Source organism: Aeromonas sp. 3P (assembly GCF_051919745.1).
Lineage (GTDB): Bacteria > Pseudomonadota > Gammaproteobacteria > Enterobacterales > Aeromonadaceae > Aeromonas > Aeromonas veronii.
This window is the reverse complement of sequence record NZ_JBQBED010000001.1, coordinates 311,405-324,929: the sequence shown is the minus strand read 5'-3', so window position 1 is coordinate 324,929 and position 13,525 is coordinate 311,405. Positions and strand designations below refer to the sequence as shown.

10 protein-coding genes are annotated in these 13,525 nt (G+C 59.7%); 8 read left to right on the top strand and 2 right to left on the bottom strand.

The genetic code is table 11. The features are described from left to right. The first annotated feature begins 169 nt into the window (after positions 1–169). Genes ACTG19_RS01415 through ACTG19_RS01405 form a run of 3 tightly spaced genes read left to right on the top strand, consistent with a single transcriptional unit; the run spans position 170 to position 4,917 of the window. Positions 170–2,092 (top strand): PrkA family serine protein kinase, encoded by a 1,923-nt coding sequence (locus ACTG19_RS01415; RefSeq protein WP_005333223.1) that lies wholly within the window; start codon positions 170–172, stop codon positions 2,090–2,092. A 23-nt stretch (positions 2,093–2,115) separates the two neighbouring features. Next, the gene (locus tag ACTG19_RS01410) at positions 2,116–3,387 is read left to right on the top strand and encodes a YeaH/YhbH family protein (RefSeq protein WP_005360363.1); all 1,272 of its coding nucleotides are present in this window, start codon (positions 2,116–2,118) and stop codon (positions 3,385–3,387) included. A 9-nt stretch (positions 3,388–3,396) separates the two neighbouring features. Further along, positions 3,397–4,917: a SpoVR family protein gene (locus tag ACTG19_RS01405; RefSeq protein WP_019445117.1), complete on the top strand. Its 1,521-nt coding sequence runs from the start codon at positions 3,397–3,399 to the stop codon at positions 4,915–4,917. 168 nt (positions 4,918–5,085) lie between these two features. Here the strand turns inward: ACTG19_RS01405 and fadJ are convergent, their stop codons facing one another. After that, the gene (fadJ, locus tag ACTG19_RS01400; RefSeq protein WP_113739591.1) at positions 5,086–7,233 is read right to left on the bottom strand and encodes a fatty acid oxidation complex subunit alpha FadJ; all 2,148 of its coding nucleotides are present in this window, start codon (positions 7,231–7,233) and stop codon (positions 5,086–5,088) included. Further along, positions 7,233–8,543 (bottom strand): acetyl-CoA C-acyltransferase FadI, encoded by a 1,311-nt coding sequence (gene fadI / locus ACTG19_RS01395; protein ID WP_113739488.1) that lies wholly within the window; start codon positions 8,541–8,543, stop codon positions 7,233–7,235. The genes fadJ and fadI overlap by 1 nt, the downstream gene beginning before the upstream one ends. Before the next feature lie 182 nt (positions 8,544–8,725). On the opposite strand from fadI, the gene ACTG19_RS01390 reads away from it, so the two are divergent. From ACTG19_RS01390 to ACTG19_RS01370, 5 genes are read left to right on the top strand one after another with little or no spacing between them, the layout of a single operon-like run. Then, positions 8,726–9,676 carry an AAA family ATPase gene (locus ACTG19_RS01390; protein WP_113739487.1) on the top strand — a complete coding sequence of 317 codons (951 nt, stop codon included), beginning with the start codon at positions 8,726–8,728 and terminating at the stop codon, positions 9,674–9,676. After that, a complete protein-coding gene (locus tag ACTG19_RS01385; RefSeq protein WP_113739486.1) occupies positions 9,667–10,569 on the top strand; it encodes a DUF58 domain-containing protein in 903 nt (300 codons plus the stop codon). Before ACTG19_RS01390 ends, ACTG19_RS01385 begins: the two co-directional genes overlap by 10 nt. Then, positions 10,554–11,093, top strand: a complete 540-nt coding sequence (locus ACTG19_RS01380) for a DUF4381 family protein (RefSeq protein ID WP_439988624.1) — start codon at positions 10,554–10,556, stop codon at positions 11,091–11,093. Before ACTG19_RS01385 ends, ACTG19_RS01380 begins: the two co-directional genes overlap by 16 nt. Further along, positions 11,090–12,082: a VWA domain-containing protein gene (locus ACTG19_RS01375; RefSeq protein WP_439988623.1), complete on the top strand. Its 993-nt coding sequence runs from the start codon at positions 11,090–11,092 to the stop codon at positions 12,080–12,082. The genes ACTG19_RS01380 and ACTG19_RS01375 overlap by 4 nt, the downstream gene beginning before the upstream one ends. Continuing rightward, positions 12,073–13,524 (top strand): VWA domain-containing protein, encoded by a 1,452-nt coding sequence (locus tag ACTG19_RS01370; protein WP_439988622.1) that lies wholly within the window; start codon positions 12,073–12,075, stop codon positions 13,522–13,524. Before ACTG19_RS01375 ends, ACTG19_RS01370 begins: the two co-directional genes overlap by 10 nt. Position 13,525: the final 1 nt, after the last annotated feature.

Genomic DNA, 13,525 nt, shown 5'->3' with positions numbered 1-13,525 from the left:
GGTGTTGTTGACTGACCCTCCCCGCACAAGGATCGGGCAGGTTTCTTCAGAATTTAACCTATCAACCGTGATGGATTACTGGAGTCTGTTGACTAGGCTTTAAAAGCGCACAACACAAAAGCAGTCATCCACTTTTTTCAGGGTAAGCGACTATAACGAGGGCAAAGTTATGGGCATATTCGAGCATTACCAACAGCGATATGAAAAAGCGAGAGAAGAGGAATATACCATCCAGGAGTTCCTGGATATGTGTAAGCAGGACAAAGCCTGCTACGCCTCCGCAGCCGAACGTCTGCTGACCGCCATTGGTGAGCCGGAGATGGTAGACACCTCAGCCAACCCCAGACTGAGCCGACTCTTCTCCAACCGCGTCGTGGCACGCTATCCCGCCTTCAAGGATTTCTACGGGATGGAAGAGGCCATCGAACAGATCGTCTCCTACCTCAAACACTCAGCCCAGGGGCTGGAGGAGAAGAAACAGATCCTCTATCTGCTGGGCCCCGTTGGCGGCGGTAAATCCTCGCTGGCAGAGAAACTCAAATCCCTGATGCAGAAGGTGCCCATCTATCGCATCAAGGGCTCACCAGTCAATGATCACCCCTTCTGCCTGTTCGATATCGAAGAGGATGGGGAGATCCTGGAGAAAGAGTACGGCATCCCGCGCCGTTACCTGCGTCCCATCATGTCCCCCTGGGTGGCCAAACGCCTGCACGAGTTTGGCGGCGACATCACCAAGTTCAAGGTGGAGAAGGTCAATCCCTCCATCCTCGATCAGATTGCCATCGCCAAAACGGAACCCGGTGATGACAACAACCAGGATATCTCCTCACTGGTCGGCAAGGTCGACATCCGCATGCTGGAGCACTTCGCCCAGGATGACGCCGATGCTTACTCCTACTCAGGTGCGCTGTGTAAAGCGAACCAGGGGGTTATGGAGTTTGTGGAAATGTTCAAAGCCCCTATCAAGGTGCTGCACCCGCTGCTGACAGCGACCCAGGAAGGTAACTACAACGGCACCGAGGGGCTCTCCGCCCTCCCCTTTGACGGCATTCTGCTGGCCCACTCCAACGAATCAGAGTGGCAGCAGTTCCGCAACAACAAGAACAACGAGGCCTTCCTCGACCGGGTATACATCGTCAAGGTGCCTTACTGCCTGCGCGTCTCCGAAGAGGTGAAGATCTACGAGAAACTGCTGATCAACAGCGAATTGACCGAGGCCAAATGCGCCCCGGGCACCCTCGAGCTGCTGGGCCAGTTCTCTGTGTTGTCACGGCTGAAAGAGCCGGAAAACTCCAGCATCTACTCCAAGATGCGGGTCTATGATGGCGAAAGTCTGAAGGACACCGATCCGAAGGCGAAGAGCTATCAGGAGTATCGCGACTACGCCGGGGTGGATGAGGGAATGAATGGTCTCTCCACCCGCTTTGCGTTCAAGATCCTCTCCCGCGTCTTCAACTTCGATCATGCGGAAGTGGCCGCCAACCCGGTGCACCTCTTCTATGTGCTGGAGCAGCAGATCGAGCGCGAGCAGTTCCCGCAAGAGCTGCACGACCGCTACCTTGAGTTCATCAAGGGCTATCTGACCCCACGCTATGTGGAGTTCATCGGCAAGGAGATCCAGACCGCCTATCTCGAGTCCTACTCCGAGTACGGTCAGAACATCTTCGATCGCTACGTCACCTACGCCGACTTCTGGATCCAGGATCAGGAGTACCGTGACCCCGAGACCGGCCAGCTGTTTGACAGAGCGTCCCTCAACAGTGAGCTGGAGAAAATTGAAAAACCCGCCGGGATCAGCAACCCGAAAGATTTCCGCAACGAAATCGTCAACTTCGTGCTGCGTGCCCGGGCCAACAATGCAGGCCGTAACCCCAACTGGACCAGTTACGAGAAGCTGCGCACCGTGATCGAGAAGAAGATGTTCTCCAACACGGAAGAGCTGCTGCCGGTTATCTCCTTCAACAGCAAAACCTCGGCCGAGGAGCAGAAGAAGCACGATAACTTTGTCGAACGGATGATGGAGAAAGGCTACACCCGTAAACAGGTGCGACTGCTCTCCGAATGGTATCTCAGGGTACGCAAGTCATCCTGACCCTGACTGTTCAAGGGGGAGTTATGGCGCATTTTATCGACCGCAGGCTCAACGGCAAAAACAAAAGCGCTGTCAATCGGCAGCGCTTCATCCGCCGCTACAAGAAGCAGATAAAACAAGCGGTCTCGGATGCTGTCTCCAAGCGCAGCATTCAGGACGTAGACAAGGGTGAGAGCATCAGCATCCCGACCAAGGATATCGGCGAGCCCCATTTTCATCAGGGGCACGGAGGTAAACGGGAGATGGTGCATCCCGGCAATGATCAGTTCGTCTCCGGCGACAAGATTGACCGCCCCAAAGGAGGGGGCGGTGGACAGGGTTCCGGCGAGGGACAAGCATCCAATCAGGGGGAAGGGGCAGATGATTTCGTGTTCCAGATCTCCAAGGATGAGTATCTCGATCTGCTGTTTGAAGATCTGGAGCTGCCCAGGCTGCAGAAAACCCAGCTCAATCAGCTGATGGAAGTCAAAACCTATCGGGCGGGCTACACCTCCAACGGGGTGCCCGCTAATATCAACGTGGTGCGCTCGCTACAAAACTCGCTGGCACGGCGCATGGCGTTGCAAGCTGGCAAGAAACGCCAACTGCATGAACTGGAAGATCGGCTGGCCCTGCTGGCTACCGATCCCAACGAACACTTTGCCGAAATCGCCCTGCTCGAGAAGGAGATCCGGGAGCTGAAACGACGGATCGATGCGGTGCCGTTTATCGACACCTTCGATCTCAAATTCAACAACTTCGTCAAACGGCCCGTCCCCTCCAGCCAGGCGGTGATGTTCTGTCTGATGGACGTATCTGGCTCCATGGATCAGGCCACCAAGGAGATGGCCAAGCGTTTCTATATCTTGCTCTATCTGTTCCTGAGCCGGACCTACAAGAACGTCGAGGTGGTCTACATCCGCCACCACACCCAGGCCAAGGAGGTGGACGAGCACGAGTTCTTCTACTCCCAGGAGACTGGCGGCACCATCGTCTCCAGCGCCCTCAAGATGATGAATGACATCATCAACGAGCGTTACCCCGCAAACCAGTGGAACATCTATGCGGCGCAGGCGTCGGATGGTGACAACTGGGCTGATGACTCACCGCAGTGCAGGGAGATCTTGGCGCGGGACATCATGCCAAGGGTGAGGTACTACTCCTACATCGAGATCACCACCCGTGCCCACCAGACCCTGTGGCACGAATATGAGTCGGTAGCCAGCCAGTTCCCCCACTTTGCGATGGAGCACATTCGCAAGGTCGAGGATATCTATCCGGTGTTCCGCGAGCTGTTCAAGAAACAAGCGGCGTGAGGAGGTCACATGATCGAAACAGAAAAACGTGTAGCGCCACTGGATGACGGACCAGACTGGAACTTCGATCTGCTGGAGACCTATCACCAGGAGATCGCCCGTGTCGCCCGTTTCTACAAGCTGGACACCTACCCCAACCAAATCGAGGTGATCACCGCCGAGCAGATGATGGATGCCTACTCCAGCGTCGGCATGCCCATCGGCTATCAACACTGGTCGTTCGGCAAGCGCTTTATCCATACCGAGCGCAACTACAAGCGCGGCCAGATGGGACTGGCCTACGAGATCGTCATCAATTCCGATCCCTGCATCGCCTACCTGATGGAGGAGAACACCATGCCGATGCAGGCGCTGGTGATGGCACACGCCTGCTACGGTCACAACTCCTTCTTCAAGAACAACTACCTGTTCAAGGCCTGGACCGATGCCTCTTCCATCATCGACTACCTGTTGTTCGCCAAAAACTACATCACCCAGTGCGAAGAGAAGCATGGCATCGAGGCGGTGGAACAGCTGCTCGACTCCTGCCATGCCCTGATGAACTTCGGGGTGGATCGCTACAAGCGTCCCCAGAAGATCTCGATGGCCGAGGAGAAGCGGCGTCAGAAGGCGCGGGAAGATTATCTGCAGACTCAGGTCAACGAGCTGTGGCGAACCCTGCCCAAGCAGCATAAAGCCGCTGGTGTGGAGGACAGGCGCTACCCCGCAGAGCCCCAGGAGAACATTCTCTACTTCATCGAGAAGAATGCCCCCCTGCTGGAGCCCTGGCAGCGGGAAGTGGTACGCATAGTGCGCAAGATCAGCCAGTATTTCTATCCACAAAAGCAGACCCAGGTGATGAACGAGGGGTGGGCCACCTTCTGGCACTACACCATCCTCAATCACCTTTATGACGAGGGCAAGCTGAGCGATCGCTTCATGATGGAGGTGCTGCACAGCCACACCAATGTGGTCTATCAACCGGCTTACAACAGCCGCTACTACTCGGGGATCAACCCTTATGCGCTGGGGTTTGCCATGTTTACCGACCTGCGCCGCATCTGCGAGAACCCGACCGAGGAGGATAGATACTGGTTCCCCGACTATGCCGGCAGCAACTGGGTCGAAACCCTCCACTTTGCCATGCAAAACTTCAAGGATGAGAGCTTTATCAGCCAGTTCTTAAGCCCGAAAGTGATGCGGGATATGAAGTTGTTCGCCATTGATGACGACGATCTGAAGAACTATTTGAAAGTCTCCGCCATCCACAATGACGAGGGGTACCGTCAGGTGCGCAATACCCTGTCGGCCCAGTACAACCTCAGCAATCTGGAGCCCAATATTCAGGTGTACAACGTCGCCGTGAAGGGGGATCGCTCCCTCACCCTGCGCTATGTGCCCCACAACCGCATCCCCCTTGGCGACTCTCGCCATGAGGTGCTCAAACACCTGCATCAACTGTGGGGATTCGACGTGGTGCTAGAGCAGGATAACGGCGAGCTGCCACCCGATATCATAGGTCGTTGCCCGGAGCGCAAACCGGGGATCTGACCCGTGACGTGATATCTCGACGGCCCACTTCGGTGGGCCGTTTTTTAATCGGTTGCTTCTGCCAGCATGAGCGCTGCCCAAGCCGTACAACCCGAACAAACCACAACATAGAAAGAGGCCCGCATGGTGTGCGGGCCTCTTTGCTTTGCGGTCACTCTGCAGCGGTTATCAGTAGAAGTTCTGCTGCTCCGCGGCCATCGCCTTGAGACGGGCACAGGGGGCGAACCGGTCGCCGTGGCGCTTCTGGTAATACTCCAGACGGCCAACCAGATGATCGATCCCGAGCGTGTCCATATAACGGAACGGGCCGCCGAGGAAGGGCGGGAAACCGATGCCGAAGATGGCGCCGATATCGCCATCACGGGCCGACGCCACCACACCGCTATCCAGCGCCATCGCTGCTTCGTTGAGCATCAACAATACGCAACGCTCGGCGATCTCCTGACGGGCCAGCTTGGCAGAAGGCTTGATGCCGAGCACGCCATAGACGCTCTCGTCCACCGTCTTCTTGCCCTCTTTGCCGGTCAGCTTGTTGCGCGGTGCCGCCTTGCCATAGAGATAGAAGCCCTTGCCGTTCTTGCGTCCCTTGCGATCATTTTGCAGCAGCTTGTCGAACGCCTTGGGCGCCTGGAACTGCTCGCCGCCCAGCTCTTTTTCGAGAATAGGGGAGATCTTGGCGCCCACATCGATCCCCACCTCGTCCAGCAAGGTGATGGGGCCAACCGGGAAACCAAAGTCCAGCAGTGCGCTATCCAGCACCTCCACCGGCTCCCCTTCCAGCACCAGTCGCGCCGCTTCGTTCATGTAGGGCGCCAGGATGCGGTTGACGTAGAAACCGGCTTCGTCCTTCACCACGATAGGCGTTTTACCCTGAGCACGGGCAAAGGCCAGAGTGGTGGCGACCGTCTCGGCACTGGTACCTGCGTGGGGGATGATCTCCGCCAGCGGCATCTTGTCCACCGGGCTGAAGTAGTGCAGCCCCACGACTCGCTCCGGGTGCGCCGCCTCTGCCGCAATCTGGTTAATGGGCAAGGAAGAGGTGTTGGAGGCAAACACTGTGTGTTCACCGCACTCACGCTCTACATCTTTCACCATCTGGTGTTTGAGATTGAGATCTTCAAACACCGCCTCCACCACTATGTCCACCCGGTGAAAACCGGAGTAGTCGAGGGTGCCGGTCAGCAAGCTCATCTGCTTTTCCAGCTCGCTGCGCAGGATGTGACGGCGCTTGAGCTTCTTGGCCAGAATGTCATAGCTGTAGCGCATGGCATTGCCGATCCCGGCGCTTGCCACATCCTTGATCCGCACCGGCACTCCCGCCTTGGTAGCGGTGACGAACGCAATGCCGCCCCCCATCAGACCACCGCCCAGCACGGCGGCATGGGCCACCTTGCGCGGCTCGGCCCCCTGATAGGTGACCTCTTTCTTCATCTCGGTGGTGGCAAAGAAGATGGAACGCAGGGCGGCAGACTCAGCAGTCATCACCAGCTCGCCAAAGTGGCGGGATTCCGCGGCCAGACCGGCCTTCATCCCCTCCTCCACGCCGATGCGCACAACATCCAGGATCCGCTCCGGCGCCGGGTAGTTGCCACGGGTCTTGGCTTTCACCCCCTTGCTGGCCTGATCGAACAGCACCTTGCGGCCCAGCTTGTTGGTCTCCAGCACCTTGCCCTGCAGATCCCGTTTCAACTGATGGCGCGGTTTTCCCTTCTTGGCCAGCTTGATAGCAGCATCCAACAAGATTGACGGCGGCACCACATCGTCCACCAGCCCCAATTTCTTGGCTTGTTTGGCGCGAACCTGCTTGCCGGTCAGCATCAGATCCAGCGCCTTGGCCACCCCGATGAGGCGCGGCAGACGCTGGGTACCGCCAGAGCCCGGCAGCAGACCGAGCTGAACTTCCGGCAATCCCAGCACAGATTTTCCGTGATCGGTCACCACCCGACCATGGCAGGCCAGCGCCAGCTCCAGCCCGCCACCGAGGCAGGGGCCGTGAATGGCGGCGATCACAGGAATGGTCAGCCCCTCGATCTCGGCAAAGATCTCCTGCCCTTCTCGCGACAGGGTCTCGGCATCCTTGGCACTGGTGCAGGCGGCCAGCATGGTGATGTCAGCGCCAGCGATGAAGGAGTCCTTTTTGCCGGAGGTGATCACCAGACCGATCAAATCCTTGTTGCGTTTCACTTCGGCCAGCACGGTGCGGATCTCCTCCACAAAGGCGGCCTTGAGGGTATTCATGCTCTCGCCCGGCACATCCATGGTGAGGATGCCGATGCCATCTTTGCGAACATCCAGGGAAAAAGTCTTAGCGCTCATCATTCAACCTCCAACACCATAGCCACGCCCAATCCACCCGCCGCACAGGCGGTGTTGAGCCCCAGTCCCCCACCGCGACGACGCAGCTCGTGCAGGGTCTGGGTGATCATCCGCGCACCGGTCGCGGCAAAGGGGTGGCCATAGGCCAGCGAACCACCGAGGACGTTGAACTTCTCCATGTCCACCTCGCCGATGGCCTGATCGCGGCCCAGCTTGTCACGGGCAAACTCGTGGCTGGCAAACATCTTGAGGTTGGCCAGGGTCTGGGCGGCAAAGGCTTCGTGCATGTCGATCAGGGTGAGGTCACCGAGCGTGATACCGGCACGATCCAGCGCCAGCGGCGTGGCGTAGGAGGGCCCCATCAGCATGTCTTGCCAGACATCGATGGCCGAGAAAGCGAAACTACGGATATAGCCAAGCGGTTCGAGGCCCAGCTCTTTCGCCCGACCTTCGCGCATCAACAGCACGGCAGCGGCGCCGTCAGTGAGCGGGGTCGCATTGGCAGCAGTGACTGTGCCATGGACTCGGTCAAACACCGGCTTGAGCTTGGCGTAGCTCGCGAGATCCGAGCTTTCACGGATATTGTTGTCCCGCTCCAGCGGTGATTTGTAGGGCGGTACATGGGCGGTAAACACCTCACCGCTGAGCTTGCCATCAGCCCAAGCCTGCGCGGCCAGAGTGTGGGAGCGGTGCGCCAGCGCATCTTGCGCCTCGCGGCTGATCTGGTGGCTCTTGGCCATCTGCTCGGCGGTCTGTCCCATCGAAAGTCCCGTAGAGTATTCCGCCACAGCAGGCGGCACCGGCAGCAGATCCTTGACCCGCAGCTGGCGCAAAATGTTGAAGCGCTGCTGCAGATTGCGCGCCTTGTTGAGATCCACCAGGGCGCGGGCCAGCTTCTTGCTCACTCCGATAGGCAGTACGGAGGAGGAGTCAGCACCGCCAGCGATGGCGATGTCTACGGTACCGGCCATGATGGATTCGGTGACGTTGGCCACCGCCTGAAAGCTGGTGGCGCAGGCGCGGGAGACGCTATAGGCATCGGTATTGACGCTCATGCCGGTACCGAGCACGATCTCGCGGGCAATATTGGGGGCTTCCGGCATCTGAACCACCTGACCAAACACCAGCTGGTCGATAAGCTTGGGGTCGAGATCGGTACGGGCAAGCATCTCGCTCACCACCAGTTTGCCGAGATCGACTGCAGGCACGCCATGAAAGGCGGTGGCCTGCTTGGCAAAGGGGGTACGCAGCCCCGCCACGACGGCAATCCGTTCGCCCTGGCGAGTCGTCAGTTTCAATGGCTGTTTCATCCTGGCTCCTTGGTTTAAAAGGCAGAGGTCTGACCTCATTGCGCCACATCTTAACAATCCAATCACAAGTTTCATACAGCTGATTGAAACTAAATTAAGCGCGGCAAGGCCCCTTTGCTCGCCCTTGGGAAGCAACTGGAGTATAAAAAGATCAACTTCCATAAAAACAACGGGTTTATCGCATGGCAACGGCCGAGTTCAGAGCACTTAGGGACTATCTTGGCAGTCAGATCCTGGGGCAGGAGGAACTAATAGAAGGGCTCCTGATTGCCCTGTTATGTGAAGGACATGTATTAATCGAAGGGGCACCCGGTCTTGCCAAAACCCGCGCCGTCAAGGCGCTCGCTGGCGCCGTCGAGGGACGCTTTTCCCGTATCCAGTTTACTCCCGACCTGCTTCCCGCCGATCTCACCGGCAGCGAGGTGTTTCACCCGCAGGATGCCAGTTTTGTATTCCAACCAGGCCCCCTGTTCAATCATCTGGTGCTGGCGGACGAGATCAACCGGGCACCGGCCAAGGTGCAATCTGCACTGCTGGAAGCCATGGCCGAACACCAGATCACCGTGGGCAAAAAGAGCTGGCGGCTGCCACCCCTCTTTATGGTGGCCGCCACCCAGAACCCCATCGAGCAGGAGGGAACCTATCCCCTGCCGGAGGCGCAGCTCGACCGCTTTCTGCTCAAGCTGATGGTGGATTACCCGAGCCCCACCATGGAGCTCGCCATCTTGCAGCTCAACGCCAGCGGCGAACAACTTGGCGCGGCGCCAGTGACCCTGAGTCAGACCAGCTTGCAGCGTGCGCGCAGCGAAGTGCTGGCGGTGACCATGCAAAGCCGACTGGAGCACTATCTGGTGGAGCTCGTCTGCGCCACTCGCCCGGGCAGTGGTCTTTGCCCTGCCCTTGAGCCACTGATTGCCGTAGGGGCCAGCCCCCGCGCCACACTTGGGCTGGCTCGCTCCGCCCGCGCCCGAGCCTGGCTTGCCGGACGTGATTATGTGCTGCCGGAAGATATCCAGCTGCAAGCCTATCCGGTGCTGCGCCACCGCCTTATACCCAGCTATCAGGCACTGGCCGACAATCTGGATAACGATATCCTGATCGCCCAACTGCTGGATCAGGTGCCATGCCCCTAGATCCCAGTCTGCATCCCGATATCGCCCTGTCGCTGCCACGGCTGCTCAATATCCGGCTCTGGGCCAAGGCCAGGAAGCCACCTCACGCAGGCAGAAGCAGCAGCGAACGCGGCAAACCGGGCCGCTCTCCCGGACTCACGTTTCGGGAGCTGCGCGCCTATCAGGCTGGTGACGAGGTACGCCATATCGACTGGCGAGTGACCGCACGCCTCGGTCGTCCCTATACCCGCCTCTATCGCGAGGAGCTGGATCAGGCGCACTGGCTGCTGCTCGATCTCTCTCCCGCCATGTATTTCGGCTCCACGCTTCAGCTCAAGGCGCGTCTGGGGTGCGAGCTGGCAGCAGCCTTGATCTGGCAAGGGGAGAAGCAGCACAACACCCTGATCTGCCACGGGCTTATCCCCCATCACCAGAGCCAGCGCGGCAACGTGCTGCCCCTGCTCGAATCCCTCTGCCATCACTATCAGCAAGGGCTGGCCCGCCGGGCGCTTTCTCACTCGCTGGCCGACACCTTGTCCGGCGTGAAGCTGCCTCACGGTGCCAAGCTGACGATCATCACCGATCACAGACCCTGCGAGTCGGTGCTCTGTCAGCAATTGCAACTGCTCTCCCGGCGCCATGATATTCACTATTGGCAGATCCGCGATCCCCTTGAGGCAGCCCTTCCCCCTGGCGGCCAGCTGCCAGTGGCTATCGATCGGCCAGGGCAGCACTATCAGGGCTGGCTGGATGGGGGCCATGCCGGTTTCTCCCAGCGCTACCGGCATGTCGCCGAGAAGCAACTAGCCCACGGCAAGCAGTTGCTGTTGCCATTGGTGCAGCGTCTCTATCTGCTCGATAACAGCCAGACGCTGCAACAGCAGTGGCAGGAGGGGTTATGTCATCAGGGATGATCTCCCCCGCCGAACTCGACAGCGCCAGTCCCGCCTCCGACGCCATCACTCCGCCGCTGGCCGCTCTGATGCGAGACATCCACCCGGGGCCGGATCTGATTGAACAGAGTCTTGATCCCAGAGTGCAGGCGCTATTGTGGCTATTGATCACAGGTCTATTGCTGCTGTTGATCGTCCTGACTGCCCGCAGGGTGATACGTTACCGCCACTGGTGTCGTCAGCTGGAGGGAGATCCGGCACTGCTGGTGGCACGCATACAGGAGGCCCTACGTCATGAAGCATTGCAACGCTGGCCCGAGGCGCGCCAGCTTCAGGGAGAGGCGTGGCTCGCCTTCGTCGATCGTCACGGCGGCAGCAATTTTAGCCAGTTCTCGTCTCACTGGAGCAGTTGGCTCTATGGCAGCCAGAACCCGACTCGCGAGCAGTGCGAACTGCTGCGGCAACATTATCGCCGTTGGGGTCAAACCCTCTTCTTGCAACGCTCTCCCCGCTCGGGGCGTAAAGCCGCACTGAGGCATCCATGATCCTGGCCTGGCCCTGGTTTGCGCTGGCGCTGGTGCTCCCCTTGCTGGTGCGCTTCGGCTTGCCGCCCCTGCGCCACGGCTATCTGGCTCACCCCGGGTTTGCACTACTGCGCCCTCAGGCCGGATTGCCGCTCTGGCGCGCCATGCTGCTCTGGTGCGCCCTTATCCTCGCCCTCTGCCGCCCCCAGTGGTGGGGGGAACCGGTGGTCCAATATGAGGGGAGTCGGGATCTGCTGCTGGCGGTGGATCTGTCAGACAGCATGCGCACCCCTGATATGCTCGATAACGGCGAGCAGCAAGCACGGCTGACGGCGGTGCGCCAGCAGATCAAGGCGCTGATCGCCAAACGGGCCGGAGACAGGGTGGGCCTCATCGTCTTTGCCGATCACGCCTATCTGCTCTCTCCCCTCACTCAGGAGATCCCGGCGCTGTTGACCTTGAGCGACGAGCTCGATTTTGATCTGGTCGGCCGAACCACCGCCCTTGGCGAGGCGATCCAGCTGGCACGTCAGCATGGGGATCCGGGTCGCCCCACCGCCCTGCTGCTGGTCACTGATGGCCGCAATACCGCAGGCAATGCCGACCCGCTGCAGGAGGCCAAACTCGCCGCAGCGCAGGGAATACGGATCTACACGCTGGGGGTCGGGGCCGATCCCGATACCTTTATCCAACCCTACGATGAGGCGGGCAGCGGTCAGGCCGATCCCAGCAGCGAACTGGACGAACCGCTCCTGAAAGAGCTGGCAAAAACAGGACAGGGGCGCTATTTCAGGGCGCGAACCCAAAGCGATCTCGATGCCATCAATGCGACTCTCAATGCCCTTGAACCTGCCCCTATGCCGATTGCCCAGTACCAGCCGGTGATCGAGCTCTACCCCTGGCCATTGGCACTGCTTTGTGGCTTGCTGCTTCTGCCATCAGGGCACGGCAGACTGGAGTTTCGCATGGTGCGTAACTGGCTGGCACGAGGCGCGCGCAGATGGAGCTGATCTTGCTCCGCCCCCTGTGGCTGATCGCACTCATCCCCTGGCTCTGGCAAGGGTGGCACCGTCGTCGCCAGCCCCCGCTGCTCGCACCTGCGATGCAGGCTTATCTGGTGCCAGCATCCCGCCCTCAACGTCCCTGGCTCTGGCTGGCAACCCTGCCCATCATTTTGGCCCTGAGTGGACCTGCACTGCGCGGTGAGCTGCAACAGCAGCCTGCAGCACCGCTCGATATCTGGCTACTGGACTTGTCACGCTCGATGACCGCCACCGACCTCAAACCAGATCGGGCGACCCGGGTCAGATGGCAATTACAGCAGCTGCTGAGCCGCGCCAAGGGCGAGCGCATTGCGCTGATCCTCTACGCAGGCGACGCCTACCTCGCCATGCCGCCAACCCGGGATCATCAGGCCCTTTCGCTGCTACTGCCCGACTTGCGCCCCGATATCATGCCGCTGCAGGGCAGCAACCCGGCACGGGCGGTGGAACTTGCCATGAAGCAGCTGGCCCCTGGAGAACAAGCGCGTCTGCTGCTGATCACCGACAACCTCACCCAGAATCAGATGACCCAAATCGCCGCCCTGTGGCCCTGCCAGCAACGCCTTCTTTGCCGCCACACCCAGTCGGCACGCCTCGATATTCTGCTTGCCAGCCGCGGTCAACCGGCCCCCATGCCCGCCATTCCGGCCAATGAGTTGGGGTTTGCCACCCGCATGCCCGCGCAGTTGCCCGCCCCCGATAGTCAGGCCATTGCCGCACTGGCCAATCGCCTCGGCGGTGAGCTGCAATGGCTTGATAGCGATGTCCCTCACTTTGCACCGCTGCCCACCACCACCTCGGCCCTCACCCCGGCACCACTGGATCTTGGCCCCTGGCTGCTGATCCCCTTGTTACCACTGGCCTTGCTGGCCAGAGTCGGCGCCCGGTTGATGATGGCGCTGATGGTGGGGTGGCAATTGCTTGCGCCACAAGATCTGCAAGCAACAGAGAGGGGGGATCTGCAAGCGATGCAGGCTTATCAAGAGGGGGATTTTCAGCGGGCTGCCCGCACCTTCAACGATCCAGTCTGGCGCGGCAACGCCTGGTATCGGGCCGGAGTCTATCTGCAAGCTATCGCAGCCTATCAGGAAGTAGCAAGCGCCACTGCCCACTACAACCGCGGCAATGCCCTGCTGCAACTGGGGGAGTTTGCCGCAGCCAAAGAGGCCTATCTTGCCGCTCTGGCGCTCGAACCCGGCCATGAAGATGCGCTCTATAACCTCTCTCTGTTACAGGGTGGAGCGACCGCCGCTCCCGATACCAGCAACAGCAAGCAACCCGAACCATCGGCAGCTCAGCAGACGACGGCAATGCCCCTGCCACCCTCTCCCCCTGTATTGCTGCTGGAGCAGCGACTGCGTAAAGAGGCGCTGCGCCGGGATCTTATCAAGGTGGAGGAGCCCTGGTGAC